General features: G+C 73.3%; 18 protein-coding genes. 6 read left to right on the plus strand and 12 right to left on the minus strand.

The features are described 5' to 3' along the window. The first annotated feature begins 52 nt into the window (after positions 1 to 52). A complete protein-coding gene (locus IE95_RS0112070) occupies positions 53 to 1,594 on the plus strand; it encodes a UDP-N-acetylglucosamine 1-carboxyvinyltransferase (protein ID WP_030151883.1) in 1,542 nt (513 codons plus the stop codon). 106 nt (positions 1,595 to 1,700) lie between these two features. Here the strand turns inward: IE95_RS0112070 and guaB are convergent, their stop codons facing one another. After that, entirely contained in the window at positions 1,701 to 3,224 is a 1,524-nt protein-coding gene (guaB, locus tag IE95_RS0112075) for an IMP dehydrogenase (protein ID WP_030151884.1), read from the minus strand. A gap of 94 nt (positions 3,225 to 3,318) precedes the next feature. Further along, positions 3,319 to 4,458 (minus strand): MerR family transcriptional regulator, encoded by a 1,140-nt coding sequence (locus tag IE95_RS0112080; protein ID WP_030151885.1) that lies wholly within the window; start codon positions 4,456 to 4,458, stop codon positions 3,319 to 3,321. Between the two features lie 211 nt (positions 4,459 to 4,669). On the opposite strand from IE95_RS0112080, the gene IE95_RS0112085 reads away from it, so the two are divergent. Next, positions 4,670 to 4,957 carry a WhiB family transcriptional regulator gene (locus IE95_RS0112085; protein WP_030151886.1) on the plus strand — a complete coding sequence of 96 codons (288 nt, stop codon included), beginning with the start codon at positions 4,670 to 4,672 and terminating at the stop codon, positions 4,955 to 4,957. 175 nt (positions 4,958 to 5,132) lie between these two features. On the opposite strand, the gene groES is transcribed toward IE95_RS0112085, so the two are convergent. Continuing rightward, positions 5,133 to 5,429 carry a co-chaperone GroES gene (gene groES, locus IE95_RS0112090; protein WP_030151887.1) on the minus strand — a complete coding sequence of 99 codons (297 nt, stop codon included), beginning with the start codon at positions 5,427 to 5,429 and terminating at the stop codon, positions 5,133 to 5,135. 203 nt (positions 5,430 to 5,632) lie between these two features. Here groES and IE95_RS0112095 point away from each other — a divergent pair, with 203 nt between their 5' ends. From IE95_RS0112095 to IE95_RS0112105, 3 genes are all read left to right on the plus strand, one after another. After that, entirely contained in the window at positions 5,633 to 6,931 is a 1,299-nt protein-coding gene (locus IE95_RS0112095; protein ID WP_030151888.1) for a class I SAM-dependent methyltransferase, read from the plus strand. Between the two features lie 3 nt (positions 6,932 to 6,934). Continuing rightward, complete coding sequence (locus IE95_RS0112100; protein WP_030151889.1) at positions 6,935 to 8,071, plus strand: glutamate--cysteine ligase; 1,137 nt, start codon at positions 6,935 to 6,937, stop codon at positions 8,069 to 8,071. 74 nt (positions 8,072 to 8,145) lie between these two features. Then, positions 8,146 to 8,895: a class I SAM-dependent methyltransferase gene (locus tag IE95_RS0112105; RefSeq protein WP_030151890.1), complete on the plus strand. Its 750-nt coding sequence runs from the start codon at positions 8,146 to 8,148 to the stop codon at positions 8,893 to 8,895. Positions 8,896 to 8,962: 67 nt separating this feature from the next. On the opposite strand, the gene tsaD is transcribed toward IE95_RS0112105, so the two are convergent. Continuing rightward, on the minus strand, positions 8,963 to 10,033 hold the full coding sequence (gene tsaD / locus IE95_RS0112110; RefSeq protein ID WP_030151891.1) for a tRNA (adenosine(37)-N6)-threonylcarbamoyltransferase complex transferase subunit TsaD: 1,071 nt from the start codon (positions 10,031 to 10,033) through the stop codon (positions 8,963 to 8,965). Between the two features lie 164 nt (positions 10,034 to 10,197). On the opposite strand from tsaD, the gene IE95_RS0112115 reads away from it, so the two are divergent. Then, complete coding sequence (locus tag IE95_RS0112115; RefSeq protein WP_051703057.1) at positions 10,198 to 10,839, plus strand: malonic semialdehyde reductase; 642 nt, start codon at positions 10,198 to 10,200, stop codon at positions 10,837 to 10,839. Between the two features lie 35 nt (positions 10,840 to 10,874). On the opposite strand, the gene IE95_RS0112120 is transcribed toward IE95_RS0112115, so the two are convergent. The 8 genes from IE95_RS0112120 to IE95_RS0112155 all read right to left on the minus strand — a co-directional run bounded on the left by IE95_RS0112120 (position 10,875) and on the right by IE95_RS0112155 (position 18,798). Then, positions 10,875 to 11,732 carry a sulfurtransferase gene (locus tag IE95_RS0112120; RefSeq protein WP_084690204.1) on the minus strand — a complete coding sequence of 286 codons (858 nt, stop codon included), beginning with the start codon at positions 11,730 to 11,732 and terminating at the stop codon, positions 10,875 to 10,877. After that, positions 11,729 to 12,277 carry a ribosomal protein S18-alanine N-acetyltransferase gene (gene rimI / locus IE95_RS0112125; RefSeq protein WP_051703058.1) on the minus strand — a complete coding sequence of 183 codons (549 nt, stop codon included), beginning with the start codon at positions 12,275 to 12,277 and terminating at the stop codon, positions 11,729 to 11,731. The genes IE95_RS0112120 and rimI overlap by 4 nt, the downstream gene beginning before the upstream one ends. Further along, positions 12,274 to 13,005, minus strand: coding sequence for a tRNA (adenosine(37)-N6)-threonylcarbamoyltransferase complex dimerization subunit type 1 TsaB (gene tsaB / locus IE95_RS0112130; RefSeq protein WP_030151895.1), 732 nt, complete (start codon positions 13,003 to 13,005; stop codon positions 12,274 to 12,276). The genes rimI and tsaB overlap by 4 nt, the downstream gene beginning before the upstream one ends. A 9-nt stretch (positions 13,006 to 13,014) precedes the next feature. After that, entirely contained in the window at positions 13,015 to 13,674 is a 660-nt protein-coding gene (gene tsaE / locus IE95_RS0112135; RefSeq protein ID WP_084690206.1) for a tRNA (adenosine(37)-N6)-threonylcarbamoyltransferase complex ATPase subunit type 1 TsaE, read from the minus strand. Beyond that, positions 13,671 to 14,990 carry an alanine racemase gene (gene alr, locus IE95_RS0112140; RefSeq protein ID WP_240666404.1) on the minus strand — a complete coding sequence of 440 codons (1,320 nt, stop codon included), beginning with the start codon at positions 14,988 to 14,990 and terminating at the stop codon, positions 13,671 to 13,673. Before alr ends, tsaE begins: the two co-directional genes overlap by 4 nt. Before the next feature lie 287 nt (positions 14,991 to 15,277). Beyond that, positions 15,278 to 16,276: a pseudouridine synthase gene (locus IE95_RS0112145; RefSeq protein WP_240666402.1), complete on the minus strand. Its 999-nt coding sequence runs from the start codon at positions 16,274 to 16,276 to the stop codon at positions 15,278 to 15,280. A 60-nt stretch (positions 16,277 to 16,336) separates the two neighbouring features. After that, positions 16,337 to 17,050: a nucleoside/nucleotide kinase family protein gene (locus IE95_RS0112150; protein WP_276319039.1), complete on the minus strand. Its 714-nt coding sequence runs from the start codon at positions 17,048 to 17,050 to the stop codon at positions 16,337 to 16,339. Between the two features lie 47 nt (positions 17,051 to 17,097). Beyond that, positions 17,098 to 18,798 (minus strand): bifunctional ADP-dependent NAD(P)H-hydrate dehydratase/NAD(P)H-hydrate epimerase, encoded by a 1,701-nt coding sequence (locus tag IE95_RS0112155; RefSeq protein WP_030151900.1) that lies wholly within the window; start codon positions 18,796 to 18,798, stop codon positions 17,098 to 17,100. Positions 18,799 to 18,826: the final 28 nt, after the last annotated feature.

The raw sequence follows: 18,826 nt of genomic DNA on the forward strand, positions 1-18,826 counted from the left end.
AACCCCGCGGGATCGGCGAGCCGATATCTCATCCGTGAGTTATCGTCGGCTCATGACCATGGTCGACGAAGCACCCCAGCACCTCGCACAGGTCGCCGCCCTCATCCGCGGCGCACGCCAGAACAAGGGCCTCACCCAGGCCCAGCTCGCCGAGCGGCTCGGGACGAGCCAGAGCGCGATCCACCGGATCGAGCAAGGCGCGCAGAACGTGAGCCTCGACATGCTCGCGCGGATCAGCGCCGCGCTCGACTCGGAGATCATCTCGTTCGGTGCGCCCAAGCACTCCCACCTGCGGGTCAGCGGCGGCCACATGCTCTCGGGCCGCATCGAGGTCAACTCCTCGAAGAACGGCGCGGTCGCCCTGCTGTGCGCCTCGCTCCTCAACCGAGGACGCACCACGCTGCGCCGCGTCGCCCGCATCGTGGAGGTCGACCGCATCGTCGACGTCCTGCGCAGCATCGGCGTGCAGGCCACGTGGTCCGCCGACGGGCGCGACCTCGAGATCGTCGTGCCCGAGCAGCTCGACCTCGCCTCGATCGACGTCGACGCAGCCCGCCGCACCCGGTCGATCATCATGTTCCTCGGCCCCCTGCTCGGCCTCCAGGACGAGTTCTCGCTCCCCTACGCGGGCGGCTGCGACCTGGGCACCCGGACCGTCGAGCCCCACATGATCGCGCTGCGCCCGTTCGGGCTGTCGGTCACCGCAGCGTCGGGCAACTACGAGGCGGCCGTCACGCCCCCGGGCGCGCAGGACCTGAGCGTCGTGCTGACCGAGCGTGGCGACACCGTCACGGAGAACGCGATCATGGCCGCCGCGTCGCGTGAGGGCGTGACGACGATCCGGAACGCGAGCCCCAACTACATGGTCCAGGACCTCTGCTTCTACCTGGAGCTCCTGGGCGTGCGCATCGACGGCATCGGCACCACGACGCTGCGCATCCACGGACGCACCGACATCGACGCGGACGTCGAGTACGCGGTGTCCGAGGACCCGGTCGAAGCCATGAGCCTGCTGACCGCCGGCATCGTCACGGGCTCCGAGATCACGGTCGCGCGCGTGCCCATCGAGTTCATGGAGATCGAGCTCGCGACGCTGTCCGAGATGGGCCTGCGCTACTCGCTCTCCCCCGAGTACCTGGCCCTCAACGGCCGCACCCGCCTGGTCGACGTCACCGTCCACCCGAGCGAGCTGCACGCGCCGATCGACAAGATCCACCCCATGCCCTTCCCGGGGCTCAACATCGACAACCTGCCCTTCTTCGCGGTCATCGCGGCGTGTGCGAGCGGCCACACGCTCATCCACGACTGGGTGTACGAGGGCCGCGCGATCCACCTGACGGACCTCACGCGCCTCGGTGCCGACGTCCGGCTGCTCGACTCGCACCGGCTCGACATCACGGGTCCGACCCACTGGTCCGGCGCGGAGGTGAGCTGCCCTCCCGCGCTGCGGCCCGCCGTCGTGATCCTGCTCGCGATGCTCGCGGCGAAGGGCACCTCGGTGCTGCGCAACGTCGACATCATCTCGCGCGGCTACGAGCAGCTCCAGGAGCGGCTCATCGAGCTCGGCGCGCGCATCGAGACGTTCCGCGACTGACCACCCCGGCGCGGACGACAGGACGGGCGCGACCCCCGCGAGGGTCGCGCCCGTCCTGTCGTCTCGTCCCGCGCCCGGCCCTGCCGGGCCGGGCCGGGCCGCGGGGTCAGCGCCCCGTGTAGTTGGGGGCCTCGACCGTCATCTGGATGTCGTGCGGGTGCGACTCCTTGAGCCCGGCCGGCGTGATGCGCACGAACTTGCCGCGCTCCTGGAGCTGGGGGATGGTGTGCGCGCCGACGTAGAACATCGACTGGTGCAGACCGCCGACGAGCTGGTGCGCGACGGCGCCGAGCGGGCCACGGTAGGGCACCTGTCCCTCGATCCCCTCGGGGACGATCTTGTCGTCGCTCGCGACGTCGGCCTGGAAGTAGCGGTCCTTGGAGTAGGACACCTTCTTGCCGCGCGAGGCCATGGCCCCGATCGAGCCCATGCCGCGGTAGAGCTTGTACTGCTTGCCGTTGACGAACACCAGGTCTCCGGGGCTCTCGTCGCAGCCCGCGAGGAGCGATCCGAGCATGACCGTGTCCGCGCCCGCGACGAGGGCCTTCGCGATGTCGCCCGAGTACTGCAGGCCGCCGTCGCCGATGACGGGGACGCCTGCCGGACGGCACGCGAGCGAGGCCTCGTAGATCGCGGTGACCTGCGGGACGCCGACGCCCGCGACGACGCGGGTGGTGCAGATCGACCCCGGTCCGACGCCGACCTTGACGCCGTCGGCCCCCGCGTCGACGAGCGCCTGCGCGCCCGCGCGGGTCGCGACGTTGCCGCCGACGACCTGGACGTCCTTGAACGCCGGGTCCGCCTTGAGCCGGCGGATCATGTCGAGCAGCAGGCGTGCGTGCCCGTTCGCGGTGTCGGCGACCAGGACGTCCACGCCAGCCTCGGCGAGCGCCGTCGCACGGGCCCACGCGTCACCGAAGAACCCGATCGCGGCGCCCACCCGCAGGCGCCCCTCGCCGTCCTTGGTCGCCCCCGGGTACTGCTCGGTCTTGACGAAGTCCTTGACGGTGATGAGGCCACCCAGGCGCCCCTCGGCGTCGATGAGCGGAAGCTTCTCGATCTTGTGCTTGGCGAGCAGCGCAGCGGCGTCGTCGCGCGCGATGCCGATCGGAGCCGTCACGAGGGGCATGGGCGTCATGATCTCGAACACGCGCCGCTCACCGAAGTCCGCGGGGTTGACGAACCGCAGGTCCCTGTTCGTGATGATGCCGACGAGCGTGCCGTCGGGCTCGACGACGGGCAGACCGGACACCCGGTACTGGCCGCACAGCGCGTCGAGCTCGGCGAGCGTGGCCTCGGGGCCGACCGTGACCGGGTCGGTGATCATGCCGGACTCGGACCGCTTGACGAGGTCGACCTCCTTGGCCTGCGCCTCGATCGACAGGTTGCGGTGGATGATGCCGATCCCACCCTGGCGGGCCATCGCGATCGCCATGCGTGACTCGGTCACGGTGTCCATCGCGGCCGAGAGCAGCGGTGCGGACATGGTGATCTCGCGCGTCAACCGGGCGGTCGTGTCGACCTCGCTCGGGATGACGTCCGTCTCGTTCGGGAGCAGGAGGACGTCGTCGTACGTCAGTCCGGTGAAGCCGAAGGGGTCGTGTGCGGGGGCTGCGAGAGAGTCGGTCACATCAAGATTCTACGCTCAGGCCCTCCCGCATGTTCCCGGCCGTCCCGCCACCGGGACGGCCGGGTGACGGCCGCGAGCCTGCGCGTGGCGCAGGTCACCGCACGACGGCGAGAGCCTCGTGGAGCAGACCGGTGAAGCTGCGCACACGCTGGACGGTCGAGGCGTAGGGCAGGCTCGCCGCGGCCTCGTCGTTCGCGAGGCCCACGAAGATCGGCAGGTCCGGGTTGGCCTCGTGCAGCGTGTGCACGACGTCGAGCACGGGCCTGGGCTGCATGGTCACCACGGCGATCGCGGCCGGACGGACCATGGTGACGAGCTCGAGCGAGCGGTGCGCCGTGGCCGAGCCCGTGACGATGCGCGCCATGGCCCCCTGGGCACCGAGCGCCGCGGCCAGGGCGTGCGCCGCGAGCGGCACCTGCTCCCCCGGCGCGGCGAAGATCAGGACGATCCGGCGCATGCGGCTCGGGTGGTTGGGCGGCGGACCGCCTCCCGCGACGAGCGCCTCCTCGGAGGCGTGCGTGTACTCACGCAGGGCGGCGAGCGTCGCGTTGGAGAACACGACCTCGGGCATCTCGCCGGGGGACGCGAGGAAGGTCCGCTCGGCGATGCGATGCAGCGCCGGCTCGACGAGCGTCGACCACCAGTGGCCCGGGTCGGTGCCGGGAGCGATACGCAGGAGCTGGTCGCACTTCTTCTGGTCGAACGCGATGGCGGCGTCCACGACGTCGGACACGCTCGTCGGGCGCGGGGCGCCGAGACGCACGGGCTCGTCGTCGGCGGCCCGCGGCACGGAGCGCAGGAGCCGCACCCCTCCGGACGGGGAGTCGGGCGCCGGGGAGGGGTCTGCGCCCGGCTCGGGGTCGCCGTCGCCGTCGCCGTCGTCGGGACCGCCCGTGCGGTCGGCGTCGTCGGCGTCGCTGTCCCCGTCCTCGATCTCGCGGGCCAGCTCGGTCTCGTCGGCGTCGAGCGCTGCGCGCGCGGCGTCGACCGGGGCGACCCCTTCGAGCGTCAGGCGACGCATGATGACGAGCCGCGCGACGTCGTCGGCGGTGTATCGCCGGTGGGAACCAGCGGTGTGCTCGGAGGGCCCGAGGCCGTATCGACGGTCCCAGGTGCGGAGGGTGGCCGGGGCGACGCCCAGCCTCTTGGCGACGGCCGCGACGGCGAGAGCTGGTGCCTCGGTCGCCTTCCGTCGGGGCCCGCCGGGGTTCGGGGCGGACCGGAGTGAAGTCATGCACCCGATTCTGCCGACCGGTTCAGCGGCTCGCCACTTCGGACACGGCGTGTCTCAGTCCGTGATGACCGGATCGGCTGAATCACTCCTGAAACGAGTGCAGTTCGCGCCACGCGTGACGCAAATCGATGCAGACCGCCAAGAACCGGTTCACGAAGTTGCCCACCCCAGCCACTTGAACAACTTCTGCAACGCTTGTAGGTTGTCCTGCATGACAGAGATCTCGAGGCTCCCCGGACCGGTCATGGAACTGTGGGAATGGCAGTACCAGGGCTCGTGCCGCGACCAGGACGACACCCTGTTCTTCCACCCGGAAGGCGAGCGCGGCTCGACCCGACGACGACGCGCCGAAGCGGCCAAGGCGATCTGCGCCTCGTGCCCGGTGATGATGCAGTGCCGCGAGCAGTCCCTCAAGGTCCGCGAGCCCTACGGGGTGTGGGGCGGCCTCAGCGAGGACGAGCGCGCCGCGATCCTTGCGGGCGTCGCGAAGACCGGCTGACCCGCCCGGTCGCCACCGCAGCACCCACCACCGCAGCACCCACCACCCGTCCCCGGCGCCCGCGCCGGCCTCGAGATCCCGCCGGCACCGGACAGACGAAGGGCCCCGCAACCTCTCGGTTGCGGGGCCCTTCGTCACCAGCAGAGCTGCTGGGCGTCAGCCTGTGATCAGAAGATCAGGAGACGACCACGGCGAGGATGTCGCGCGCGGAGAGCACCAGGTACTCCTGGCCCCCGTACTTGACCTCGGTGCCGCCGTACTTGCTGTAGATGACCTTGTCGCCGACGACGACGTCCAGCGGGACGCGGTTGCCGTTGTCGTCGATACGCCCCGGACCAACGGCCAGGACCTCGCCCTCCTGGGGCTTCTCCTTGGCGGTGTCCGGGATGACCAGGCCGGATGCGGTCGTGGTCTCGGCCTCGAGGGCCTTCACGACGATCCGGTCCTCGAGCGGCTTGATGGGGACCGACACGTCGGACCTCCGTTTCGCTGTGAGAACTGCAACGGGTAGGTGTCGAGCGCTGCCTGCCGTCCGTCGTCGCGGGTGCCGGACCGGCGGGTGTCGCTCTCGTCGTCCTCACCCGGGGGTGCGGACGACCTACGCTCAATCTAGGTCCGCATTAGCACTCGGTCAAGGCGAGTGCCAACGAGCGCCGGGCGTGGAAAGATCGACGCATGGACGCGTCGGCACTGACCAAGCTGCTCAGCCCGGCGGGATGGTCGCTCCTCAGCGCGCTCCCGCCCTACGACGAGCGCCAGGCCATGGTGCTCGCGACCGGCCTGCGCGCCCAGGGCGTCGACCCCGAGCTCGCCGCGGCGGCCCTCACCCAGTCCCGCCTGCGCGCCAAGGCCCACCTCAAGTTCGACGCGTTCGCCGACGGCATGCTCTTCACCCAGGACGGCCTCGAGCAGGCGACCCGGCTCGTGGTCGCGGCCCACCACGCCCGGCGCTACCACGCGGCGGGGGTCACCAAGGTGGCCGACCTGACGTGCGGCATCGGCGCGGACTCCATGACCTTCGCCGGGACCGGCCTCCAGGTCCTCGCGACCGACATCGACGAGGTCACCGCGTCGATCGCGACGGTCAACCTGCGTCACTTCCCCGAGGCAGAGGTCCGCCACGCCGACGGCCTGAGCATCGACCTGGTGGCCGAGGGCGTCGACGGCGTGTTCGCCGACCCGGCCCGGCGCACACGCTCAGGCACCCGTATCTTCGACCCGCGCTCGTACGCTCCCCCGCTCGACGACGTGTGGGCGCTGCGCTCGGTCGTGCCCGCGGTCGGGATCAAGGTCGGTCCGGGCATCCCGCACGCGGGCCTGCCCACCGACGCGGAGACCCAGTGGGTCTCGGTCGACGGCGACGTGGTCGAGGCCGCGCTGTGGTTCGGTCCGCTGGCCCCCGACGGGCCCGGGCGCACGGCCCTCGTGCTGCGGACCACGACCGACGCGGACGGCGACCGCCGCACCGTGTCGCGCACCCTGCGCCACGACCAGGGCGACGACGAGCCCGTGCCGGACGTCGGCGCCGTCGGGCACTACCTGTACGAGCCCGACGGCGCGATCATCCGCGCGGGGCTCGTGGCCCACGCTGCCGAGGAGCTCGGCGGTCGGCTGCTGGACCGGACCATCGCGTACGTCACGACGGACCACCCCGCGCCGCGCGCGGTCGTGGGCAGCGCCGACAGGGCTGATGTGGCCACCGGGTACCGCGTCCTGGACGTCATGCCCTTCAGCCTCAAGAAGCTCAAGGCGTACCTGCGCGAGCGGGGCGTCGGGCGGCTGACCATCAAGAAGCGGGGCACGGCCGTCGTGCCCGAGCAGCTCCGCAAGCAGCTCGACCTGCGCGGCACCGCGGAGGCGACCGTCGTCCTGACCCGGGTCGGCGGATCGCAGCAGGTCCTGGTCGTCGAGCCGTTGACCCGGCCCGACGGCACGAGCGTCCTCGACTCCCCCACTCCTGGAGAAAGGGGCTGATCGGTGCACCTTCCCTTCGCCCGGTCCGAACGTTCGTCCGTCGGCATCGAGTGGGAGCTCGCGCTCGTCGACAAGGACTCGGGCGACCTGCGCCAGGTCGCCCAGACCGTGCTCGACGCCGTCGAGCCCACCGACGGGTCCCAGCACCCGCACATCCGCCAGGAGCTGCTCCTCAACACGGTCGAGGTCGTGAGCGGCGTGTGCCGCACGGTCGGCGACGCCGGCCGCGACCTCGAGGCCGCGGTCGAGGAGATCCGCGTCCTGACCGACCCGCTGCGCGTCGAGCTCATGAGCGCGGGCACGCACCCGTTCGCGCGCTGGGCGCAGCAGAAGGTCACGGACAAGGAGCGCTACGCGACCCTCATCGACCGCACTCAGTGGTGGGGGCGGCAGATGCTCATCTACGGCGTGCACGTGCACGTCGGGATCGAGGACCGCGCCAAGGTGCTGCCCATCTCGCGCGCCATGCTCGGGTACTTCGCGCACCTGCAGTCGCTCTCGGCGTCGTCGCCGTTCTGGGGCGGCAAGGACACGGGCTACGCGTCGAACCGTGCGCTCATGTTCCAGCAGCTCCCGACGGCGGGCCTGGGCTTCCAGTTCGAGACGTGGGAGCAGCTCGAGGGTTACGTGGGCGACATGATGCACACGGGCGTGATCGACCAGTTCGACGAGGTCCGCTGGGACCTGCGGCCGTCCCCGCGCTTCGGGACGCTCGAGACGCGCATCTGCGACGGCGCGACCAACCTGACCGAGGTCCTCGCGCTCGCCGCGCTCAACCACTGCCTGGTCGAGCACCTGTCGACGCTGCTCGACGAGGGCAAGGAGCTCCCCACGATCCCGGCGTGGTTCGCGCAGGAGAACAAGTGGCGCTCGGCGCGCTACGGCATGGACGCGATCATCATCCTCGACCGTGCGGGCAACGAGGAGCTCGTGACCGAGGCCGTGAGCAAGCTGCTCGTCGAGCTCGAGCCGGTCGCGGCGCGCCTCGGGTGCCTCGCCGAGCTCGACGACGTGCGCCTCATCCTGCGCCGGGGCGCCTCCTACCAGCGGCAGCGGGCCGTGGCGCGGCGCAACGGGGGCGAGCTCGACGCCGTCGTGCGGGCGCTCGTCGCGGAGATGCGGGCGGGCCGCCCGCTCTGACGTCCGACCGGCGGTCGCGCGCCCCCGCGCGCCGGTCCGAAAAATGCGTTGCCCCTGCTGAGACCATGGGACGCATGGATCCTGCGGACTTCTACACGGGCATCGTCGCCGAGCTCTACGCTCCCCTGAAGTCGGGCTACGAGGACCCGGAACGCTATGCGCGCTTCGTGCTCGACTCGGGAGAGCCGGCCCTCGAGCTGGGCTGCGGCGACGGCGACCCGCTCCTGGTCCTGCGCTCGCTGGGACTGGACGTCGAGGGCGTGGACTCGTCGGCCGACATGCTCGAGCGCTGCCGCGGGCTCGCAGCGGTCCAGGGGCTCGACGTGACCCTCCACCACCAGCGCATGGAGGCCCTCGACCTGCCGCACACCTACCGCTCGGTCTACCTCGCGGGGCCCACGTTCTGCCTGCTGCCCGACGACGACACGGCCCTCGCGGCGCTGCGCGGCATCCGGTCCCACCTGACGGACGACGGGACCGCGCTGGTCCCGCTCTTCGTCCCGTCGCCCACTCCCCCTGACGCGGTGGGCGTCCCCCGCGAGACGACGCGGGAGGACGGTGCCGTCCTGCGGGTCGGGGTCGTGGCCGAGGAGCGCGACGAGCACACGCGGACCCAGCACAGCGCGCTGCGCTACGAGCGGGTCCTGGACGGCGCGAGCACGGTCGAGGAGCGGCTCTGGACGATCCACTGGTACACGCAGGACGGTTTCCGGGCGCTCGCCACCGCGGCGGGTCTCGAGACGGTCGCCGTCCAGGACGAGGACGGGCACCACGCTGCGGCGGACGCCGACGAGTTCACGTTCCTGCTGCGCCCGGCCCGCTGAGGCGCGGCCCACCAAGGCGCGACACGCGTCAGCGGGCAGCGCGACGAGAACGGGATCGAGTCCCGGTTCAGACCGAGACGGTCGTGAGAGGCATTGACGAGTCGACGGGGATGTCCAGGCCCGACGGCGCCACACCGGCCCGCACGACGGCGGACCCGAGCGCGGCGATCATCGCACCGTTGTCGGTGCAGTAGCGGATCGGCGGGATGCGCAGGTCGATGCCGGCTGCGGCGCAGCGCTCGGCGGCCATGTCGCGCAGCTGGGAGTTCGCGCTGAACCCTCCGCCGACCACGAGGGTCTCGACGCCGTGCCGCTGGCAGGCCGCGATGGTCTTGGCCGTGAGGACGTCGGCGACGGCCTCCGCGAAGGAGGCCGCGACGTCGTTGAGGGGCACCTCGAGGCCGCTGTCGACCCGCGCCTCGACCCACCGCGCCACCGCGGTCTTGAGCCCTGAGAACGAGAAGTCGTACGCGTGCTTCTCCTGGTCCTTGCGGGCCGTGAGGCCGCGCGGGAACCGGATCGCGGTCGGGTCGCCCTCGCGCGCGAGGCGGTCGATGTGCGGTCCACCCGGGTACGGCAGCCCGAGGAGGCGGCCGACCTTGTCGAAGGCTTCGCCCGCGGCGTCGTCGAGCGTCGAGCCGAGCTCGGTCACGTCCGTCGCGATGTCGTCGACCAGGAGCAGCGACGAGTGCCCGCCCGAGACCACGAGCGCCATGACGCGCTCGGGGAACTCGCCGTGTACGAGCTCGTCCACGGCGGCGTGGCCGATCACGTGGTTGACGCCGTACAGCGGCTTGTCGAGGCCGATCGACAGGGCCTTGGCGGCCGAGGCGCCGATCGTGAGCGGGCCCACGAGGCCGGGCCCGGCCGTCACGGCGATCGCGTCGATCTCGGAGAGGTCGACGTCGGCCTCGCCGAGCGCACGCTGGATCGTGGGGATCATCGCCTCGAGGTGGGCTCGCGAGGCGACCTCGGGGATGATGCCGCCGTAGCGGGCGTGCTCGTCCATCGAGCTCGCGACCGCGTCGACGAGGAGCTCGCGACCGCGCACGAGCGCGACGCCCGTCTCGTCGCAGGACGACTCGATGCCGAGGACCAGGGGCGCGCCGAGGGTGTCAGTGGAACCGCCAGAAACCATGGGTCCCAGGGTAGTCGTGCGGCGGCGGTCGTCGTGCGCGCCGCGGCTCGGGTCTGGCCCGGAGGTGCCGTGACCAGCAACCGGCCGGGCACCCGGGACCTGATGTGTCGCACGTCACGGCCCCGCCGGGAAGGGTGATTGATGCTTCAACTGTTGACCGAGGCATGAGCACCGAGACCTTCACCCCCACCGACGCCGCCTTCGACGACCTGCTCGAGATCGACGCCCAGGTCGCCGACCTCCTGTTCCGCGAGGCCCGGACCGTGCACGCCTTCGAGGACGAGGCGGTGGCCGACGAGAAGATCCAGGCCGCCTACGACCTGGTCCGCTGGGGCCCGACCGCCATGAACACCGTGCCGCTGCGCCTCCTCGTGGTCCGCGACCCCGAGGCCCGTGCGCGCCTCGTCGAGCACATGGCCGACGGCAACAAGGCCAAGACCCTCGCGGCCCCGCTCACGATCGTCGCCGCGGCCGACCCCAACTTCCACGAGTACCTCCCTGTCCTCGCCCCGCACATGGAGGGCGCCAAGGAGAACCTCGAGGCGGCGGGCGAGGAGACCCGCGTGGGCATGTCCCGCACGTCCGCGCTGATCCAGGTCGGCTACTTCGTCGTGGGCCTGCGTGCCGCCGGTCTGCACGTCGGCCCCATGGGCGGGTTCGACGCCGCGGGCATCGACGCCGAGTTCTTCGGCGAGAACGGCTGGAAGTCGCTCGTCGTCATCAACGTCGGCACCCCGGCCGGCGAGGGCGCGACGTACCCGCGCCAGACGCGTCTCACGTTCGACCAGGCGTCGCAGACCCTCTGAGGCGACCGCCCCGCACGACCCCCCGGCCCGTCCGGTCAGGCCCCCGTGGCCACCGGGCGGGCCTCGTCGTTCGACCACTGCGACCACGACCCCGCGTAGAGCGCGGCATCGATCCCGATCGTCGCGAGGGCCGCGACCTCGTGCGCGGCCGTGACGCCCGATCCGCAGTACACGCCGACCCCACGGCTCGCGTCGCGCCCGAGGCCCAGTCCCGCGAAACGCTCACGGAGCGCCGCCTCGTCGAGGAAGTGCCCGTCGGGTCCCAGGTTGCCTGTCGTCGGCGCGCTCACCGCGCCCGGCACGTGCCCCGCGCGCGGGTCCACGGGCTCGACGTCCCCTCGGAAGCGTTCGCCCGCCCGGGCGTCCAGCAGCAGTCCGTCGCCCGACGACGCCAGGTGCGCTGCGTCGTCGGGCGTGAGCGTGGGGAGCGCCCCCTGGGACAGCACGACGTCGCCCGGGACAGGGACCACCTCGCCCGTCTCGACGGGCAGGCCATCGCCGGTCCAGGCGCCCAGGCCGCCGTCGAGCAGGCGGACGTCCGAGAGGCCCGCCCAGCGCAGCAACCACCAGGCACGCGCGGCCGACGTGGCCCCCACGGCGTCGTACGCGACCACGCGCGAGCCCGCGCGCACACCCCAGCGGCGAGCCGCCGCCTGGAGGTCGGCGAGGTCCGGCAGCGGGTGCCGACCCCGCACGGGCGACGGCGGCGCCGCGAGCTCGGTCTCGAGATCCACGAACACCGCCCCCGGCACGTGCCCCGCGAGGTACTGCTCGTGGCCGTCGGTCACGCCGAGCGCCCAGCGGACGTCGAGCAGGACCAGGTCGCCCGTGCCCGCGGCGACCTCGTCGTGCAGCGCCCGCGCCGAGACGAGCACCGCGTCGCGAGCGCTCACGCGACGCCCGGCTCGTCAGGGAGCACGTCGCTCTCGCGGCCCGCAGGCACCGGCGCGACGGAGTCGTCCGTCAGCTCGAGACGCATGGTGTAGGCGTCGACGTCCTCGGGCTGGTAGTACCGCTTGCGGATGCCCAGCTGCTCGAACCCGAACTTGCCGTACATCGCCAGCGCCGCGTCGTTGTCGACCGCGACCTCCAGCAGGACAGCGCTCGCACCGACCTGGCGCGAACGGTCGATCAGCGCCGTCAGGAGCACCGACCCGATGCCCAGGTGGTGGTACTGCGGGTCCACCCCGATCGTCATGACCTGCGTGACATCGCCGTCGAACCACAGCCCCGCATAGCCGACGAGGTCCTGCGGACCGGCCGCGTAGATCCGGACGGGCTCGGCCGCGACGTACCAGCGACCCAGCGCACCGAGCTCCTCGGCCAGCATCCCGTACGTCCAGGCGCTCGGACCGAACAGCTCCTGCTCGAGGCGCACGACGCGTGGCAGGTCCGCCGCACGCAACGGCCGCAGCCTCACCTCGTAGTGCGCGCTCACGCCTCGCTCGCCTTCCGGTCCGCCGGTGGGGCGTCGGTCGCGCGCTTGCGGGCTGCGGGCTCCTGGACGTCGGGGCGGCGCAGGTACAGCGGCTCGGTGGGCTGGTCGACGTCCGCGTCGCGTCGCGCGATCGCGAGCCGCGCCAGCACGACCGCGTCGGGGACCAGCGGGGCGTCCTCGGCGAGCGGCAGGTGATCGGGGTAGAGCGCGGCCCCCTCGCCCACGACCACGGCGCCCTCGACCTGGTCGGCCAGGCCCGCAGCCGGACCCACGTCCGGTCCGGCGACGAGCTCGACCACCGGCATCGCGTGCGGGCCCTCGTGCGCCACGACGCGGTAGCGCGCCCAGTAGACCTCGCGCCGACGCGCGTCGGCCGTCGCGAGGACCTCCTCGCCCGGGGTCAGCCCCAGGTCGCTCACCGCCTGCGCGGCGATCGCGTCGAGCCCCGACACGCCGAACGCCGGGATGCCGAGCGACAGCGCGAGCGTGCGCGCCGTGACCAGCCCGACCCTCAGTCCCGTGAACGGAGCGGGCCCCGTGCCCGCGACGACGGCGGTCAGCGCGGTGCGGTCCACCCCGGCCTCGGCGAGCACCTCGCTGATGAGCGGGGCCAGGGTCTCGGCGTGCCGACGGCGCTCGTCCGCCGAGCGCACAGCGAGCCGTTCACCGCCGTCCCCGACGAGGGCGACCGCGACGGCGGCTGACGTATCGAGCGCAAGAACTGCCACGGTCCCAGCCTACTGATCCGCGGGCCGCTGCGCGGCCAGGTCCTGTGCCGAGCCACCGGCGGCCGGGGCCGTTGCGGCGTGCTCCGCCGCGGCCTCGACCGCCGCACGCAGCCCGTCGGCGAGGCGGGCGACGTCGGCCCACCGGTCGCCCAGGGCCCGCACGGACACGTGCCGGACGCCGGCCTCGGGCGACTCGGGCGCGTCGTCCTGGTCGACCGGCTCGTCGGTCTCGCCGGGCCGGGACGTCCCGGCCGTCACAGACGTGTCGACGCCGCCCCGCGGGCGCTCGATCGTGATCTCCAGGCGGTCCTCCGCGAGCGACTCCACCAGGTCCTGCCCCCACTCGACGACCGTGACCGACTCGTCGAGGCTCGCGTCGAGGTCGAGGGCCTCGACCTCGTCGAGCGAGCCGAGCCGGTAGGCGTCGACGTGGACCAGGTACGGGCCGTCCGCGAGCGGCGGGTGGACGCGCGCGATGATGAAGGTCGGCGACGCGACCTGACCGCGCACCCCCAGCCCCGTGCCGATGCCCTGCGTCAGGGTCGTCTTGCCCGCACCCAGGTCGCCCGTGAGCATCACGAGGTCGCCCGCGCGCAGCTCGCGCGCCAGGGCCAGGCCGAACGCACGGGTCGCTTCCGCGTCGGGCAGGTCGAAGGTCAGGTCGGTCATGACAGCCACTCCTGGTCGTCGTGCGTGCGGTCACGCAGCGTGTGGTCCTGTGCGCGGTCCGCCCGCGCCGGGGCGGGCCCCCCGAGGGTGGCGTCACCGCCCGTGGTGGGCTCCGCCGTCGGGCCCGACGCGCCCCCGCCCCGGTAGACGCGCGGGACGCGCGCGCCCAGGCGCGTCGTGATCTCGTAGCTGATGGTCCCGGCGGCCAGCGCCCAGTCCTCCGCGGTCGGGGCCCCGCCGCGCGCGAGGCCCGCGCCCGGACCGAACAGCGTCACGACGTCGCCCGCCTGCTCCGCGGCGTACGGGCCCAGGTCCAGCACGAACTGGTCCATGCAGACCCTCCCCGCGACGTGCAGGACGCGGCCCGTGCCGTCGATACCGCCCGCCTCGTCGACCGGGCCGCCGACCAGCACCGGACCACCCGGCTGCTCGGGCAGGGCGCCCGACGCGTGCCGCGGGATGCCGTCCGCGTACCCGAGGGGCACCACGCCGAGGACCGTCGCCTGCGACGTCGTGTAGGCGTGCGCGTACGACACGCCCTGCCCCTCCGGGACACGCTTGACCGTCGCGAGCTCGGCCTCGAGCGTCATGGCCGGGATCAGACCGAAGTCGTCGGGCGTCCCGAGCTGCGGGACCGGCGACAGACCGTAGACCGCGAGGCCCGGACGCACGAGGTCGTAGTGCACGCCCGGGTTCGTCAGGGTCGCCGCGGAGTTCGCGAGGTGGCGCACCTCGAACCGGGCGCCCGCGCCCTCGGCCGTGCGGACCGCCTCGTCGAAGACCTCGACCTGGTGCAGGACGGTCGGGTGCTCGGGCTCGTCCGCGAACGCGAAGTGCGACCAGATCCCGACGACGCTCAGCACGCCCTCCGACTCGGCCCGCAGCGCCGCGTCGAGCGCGGCCGGGAGCTGGTCCGGCATGATCCCGTTGCGTCCCAGACCCGTGTCGATCTTGAGGTGCACGCGGGCCGGGCGACCGGCCGCGCGGGCCGCGTCGGCGACCTCCTCGACGGCCCACAGCGAGGCGACCGAGACGTCGATCTCGGCCTCGACGAGCGCCCGGAGCGGGGCACCTGGCGCGTAGAGCCACGTCAGGATCCGCGCCTGGTCCGGGCCGATGCCCGCGGCGCGCAGCGCGAGCGCCTCGGAGACCTGCGCCGTGCCGAGCCACGTGGCGCCGCCCGCGAGCGCCGCACGGGCGCTCGGCAGCAGGCCGTGACCGTACGCGTCGGCCTTGACGACGGCCATGACCTGCGCGGTGCCCGCACGGGACGCGAGCGCCTCGACGTTCGAGCGGATCGCGCCCAGGTCGATCACGGCGCGCGCCGGGTAGTGGTCGGCGGGGTACGGGGCACCGGCCGCCGTGAGAGGGGTGACGTCGTCCGCGGATCCGTGCCTGGGGTCGCTGAAGGGGCTCACGGTCACCGATTCTCTCACCGCTTCCTTCCCCCGCCGACGGTGACGCCCCCACCCGCCGAGGGTGACCGGACCGCCCTCCGAGGGTGACCGGAACCCCGCCGACGGTGACGCACCCACCCGCCGAGGGTGACGGGATCGCCCGCCGAGGGTGACGTACCTACGTGCCGACGGTGACGCCGTCGGGCCTAGGACCACTCCTGGAGGGCGCGGGTCGTCTCGAACCGTCGCTGCTTCCCGCTGAGCGGATCGACGAACTCGATCGAGCGCGAGACGAGCTGGAGGGGGCGGCTGAAGTCGTCGGGGCGCACGTCGTAGAACGTCGGGTAGAAGTTGTCGTGCAGGATCGGCAGACCGAGCGAGTTCATGTGCAGCCGGAGCTGGTGGGTCTTGCCGGTGTGCGGCGTCAGGCGGTAGAGGCCGAGCGTGGTGGGTTCCCCCTGACCCGGGCCGGCCGCGACCTCCCGGGTGTCCACAAGCTCGACGAGGCTCTCGGAGTTGGGCTCGCCGGGCACCTCGAACGCGCGCATGACTCCGCGCTCCTTGTGGATGCGGCTTCGCACGACGCGCGGGAGCTCGAGACCCGGGTCGACGCCTGCGACGGCCTCGTAGACCTTGATCACCTGCCGCTCGGCGAAGAGCGTCTGGTACGGGCCGCGGACCTCGGGTCGTACGGTCAGCACGAGGACCCCGCCGGTCACGCGGTCGAGGCGGTGGGCGGGCGAGAGGTCAGGCAGATCAAGGTCTCGCCGCAGCCGCACGAGCGCCGACTCCGCGATGAACGAACCCCGCGGGATGCTCGCGAGGAAGTGCGGCTTGTCGATGACGACCAGGTCGTCGTCCTGGTACAAGATCTCGATCTCGAAAGGTACGCGCGTCTCGACGGGCGGGTCCCGGTAGAGAAACACGCGCGCGTGCTGCGCGAAGGGCGTCTGCGCGGTCACCGGCCGCCCCAGGTGGTCGACGACCTCGCCCGCGGCGACCTTCTCCCGCAGGCGCGGCTGGTCGTCGGGGAAGCGGTGGACCAGATGGTCGAGGACGGTCTCCCACCGGGGCGAGCCCTCGCTGCCGTCCCCGTTCTCGGGCAGGACGACGCGCGTCGCGTTGAGCCCGTCCCGGACGGGCAGCGGCTGGAACGGGATCCGCCGACGGCGCGGCGGGACACGGGGGGTCGTCGGGGTGGGCACGGCCACCACGGTAGCCGCTGCCCCGCGCAACAAGCCTCCGCGCCGGGTGGCGTCGGGCGCTCAGCGATGCACGACGACGTCGGCGCGGTCCCGCGTCGAGGCCACCAGCCGGGCGTTGGTCTCGTCCGAGCCGAGCACCCAGTCACGCGCAGCGGCGGGCGCTCTGCCGTGACGGACGTGCCGGGCCACGAGCCGCGCGACCCGGGTCTCGTCGGGAAGCTCCACGAACCACACCTCGTCGAGGAGAGCACGCACCGCGTCCCAGCGCCCCTCGTCGTGGCCCGCGCCGAGCAGGAGGTAGTTGCCCTCGGTCAGCACGAGCTCGACGTCCGGCGCCACGGGGACCGCCCCGGCGACCGGCTCCTCGAGATCCCGGTCGAACGCCGGGGCGTAGACCGTGACTCCCGGGCGCGGTGACCGGAGACGTTCGAGGAGCGCCACATAGCCGTGCGCATCGAACGTGTCCGGCGCGCCCTTGCGGTCGCGGCGACCCAGGCGGCCCAGCTCGGCGTCCGCGAGGTGGAACCCGTCCATCGGCACGACGACGGCACGCACCGCGGGCGCCCCGGAGACGGGGTGCGCGAGCGACGCCAGGACCTCACCGGCGAGAGTCGACTTGCCGGCTCCCGGCGCACCCGCGATCCCGACGAGCACCCGCACGGGATCGCCCGTCCCCTGCGCGCGTCGAACCGAGTCGACGAGTGATCGGCACCGCGCCACGAGGGCAGCCGTGACGTCACCCTCGACCAGAACCTGGTCACCCTCGATCCGCACGCGTCACCCTCGGCCTCTCGTCTCGTCACCCTCGGCGGGGCCGCCCGTCACCCTCGGCGGGGCCGGGCGTCACCCTCGGCGAGAAGGTTCGCGATCACGCCCGGCAGCGCCTCGGCCACGTCCAGCGCCGCGACGGGTCCCCCAGAGTTCGCACGGTCGCCCGCCCACCCGTGGACCGTAGCAGCCGCAGCAGCGAGCTCCGCCGCCAGGCCGGGCTCCTGCACCACGCGCCCCCCGTACGCCGCCAGCAGGGCGCCCAGGAGGCCCGTGAGGACGTCTCCTGCCCCGGCCGTCGCGAGCCACGCAGATCCGTCGGCCTGCGACCACACCCCGTCCGGACCGACGACCACCGTCGCCGCGCCCTTGAGCAGCACGGTCGCGCCCGTGAGGTCGTGCGCCCTGCACGCCCAGCGCAGCGGCTCAGCCTCGACCTCCTCGCGCTCGACGTCCTCGCCCCGCGCGCTCAGGAGGGTCGCGAGCTCCCCCGCGTGCGGCGTCAGCACGACCGACGGCAGGCAACGGTCCGGCAGCAACGACAGGGCTCCGGCGTCGACCACGGCCGGGACCCGCGGTCCGGCCCCGTCCTGGGCCAGCACCCCGCACGCGACCGCGAGCGCCCGCCGGACCCGTTCGTGCTGCCCGGCGTCGGCGCTCCGCCCGCGTCCACCCTCCCCGTCACCTTCCCGTGCGGTCGGCCGCTCCTGGGCCGCCGGGATCCCCGAGCCGAGCGCCCAGGCCTGCACCCTGCCCTCTGCGGGCACCGCCTCGGGGCGCGCCGAGACGACGACGCGAGCGACGTCGTCGGGCCCGCGGTAGCGCACCATGCCCGCGCCCGCACGGACCGCCGCCGTCACGGCCAGGACCGCGGCCCCCGGGAACGTGGGGGTACCCGCGACGACGCCCAGGACACCGCGCGTGTACTTGTGGTCGGTCGGCCCGGGGACGGGCCACAGGCGAGCGACGTCCCCACGCTCGAGGCGCCGCACCCGCGGACCCGGCGCGCCGCTCCCCGCCCCGCCCACGTCCTCCAGCCCGACGTCGACGAGCGTCACGACCCCGGCACGATGCGTCGCGGGGGGCAGCAGCAGCCCGGGCTTGAGCGCGCCGAACGTGACCGTCCGGTCCGCGGGGAGGACGGGCCCGGGGACCGAGCCGTCGTCGACGCCGATGCCGCTCGGCGCGTCGACCGCGACGACCCACGGGAACCCCTCGCCCGCCCCGCCCCCCGGTGCCTGACCCCGAGACCGCCGGGACCGCTCGTCCACGAGCGCCGCGACCAGCTCCCCGGCCACGCCTCGCAGCGCCCCGGTCGCACCGATCCCGACCAGCCCGTCGACGACCACGTCGGCCGCGAGGACCGTGTCCACGGCCTGCGACCAGGGCCCACGCCCGGCCGCGAGGTCGATCGCCCGCCCGCCCGCGCGGCGCAGGGCGGCCAAACCCTCGGTGTGCGGATGCTCGCTCGTGCAGACCGCCTCGACCGCGACGCCGCGCCGGGCCAGGTACGCCCCCGCGAACAGGGCGTCGCCGCCGTTGTTGCCCGATCCCACGAGGAGCACCACCCGTCGGCCGGTCACGCGCCGAGGCCGCTCGGCGCCGTCGGGCGTCCACCCACGCGGGCCGCGCCGCAGGTCCTGCGCGACGACCGTCGCGAGCGCGAACGCAGCGCGCTCCATGAGCGGGACCCCGCGCGCGAGCAGCGGCTCTTCGGCGGCACGGACCTGGGCGGCGGTGAACGCTTCGATCATGGGCCCATCCTGCCCCGCTGCCCGGGTC

Origin of the sequence: Oerskovia turbata (assembly GCF_000718325.1) — a bacterium.
Lineage (GTDB): Bacteria > Actinomycetota > Actinomycetes > Actinomycetales > Cellulomonadaceae > Oerskovia > Oerskovia turbata.

Bases quoted from the DNA above. Each gene is read 5' to 3' on its own strand.
- IE95_RS0112105 (WP_030151890.1), top strand. From the start codon at position 8,146: ATGGATCCTGCGGACTTCTACACGGGCATCGTCGCCGAGCTCTACGCT.
- tsaD (WP_030151891.1), bottom strand. From the start codon at position 10,033: ATGGTTTCTGGCGGTTCCACTGACACCCTCGGCGCGCCCCTGGTCCTC.
- IE95_RS0112095 (WP_030151888.1), top strand. From the start codon at position 5,633: ATGGACGCGTCGGCACTGACCAAGCTGCTCAGCCCGGCGGGATGGTCG.
- IE95_RS0112085 (WP_030151886.1), top strand. From the start codon at position 4,670: ATGACAGAGATCTCGAGGCTCCCCGGACCGGTCATGGAACTGTGGGAA.
- IE95_RS0112070 (WP_030151883.1), top strand. From the start codon at position 53: ATGACCATGGTCGACGAAGCACCCCAGCACCTCGCACAGGTCGCCGCC.
- tsaE (WP_084690206.1), bottom strand. From the start codon at position 13,674: ATGACCGACCTGACCTTCGACCTGCCCGACGCGGAAGCGACCCGTGCG.
- IE95_RS0112115 (WP_051703057.1), top strand. From the start codon at position 10,198: ATGAGCACCGAGACCTTCACCCCCACCGACGCCGCCTTCGACGACCTG.
- IE95_RS0112155 (WP_030151900.1), bottom strand. From the start codon at position 18,798: ATGATCGAAGCGTTCACCGCCGCCCAGGTCCGTGCCGCCGAAGAGCCG.
- IE95_RS0112080 (WP_030151885.1), bottom strand. From the start codon at position 4,458: ATGACTTCACTCCGGTCCGCCCCGAACCCCGGCGGGCCCCGACGGAAG.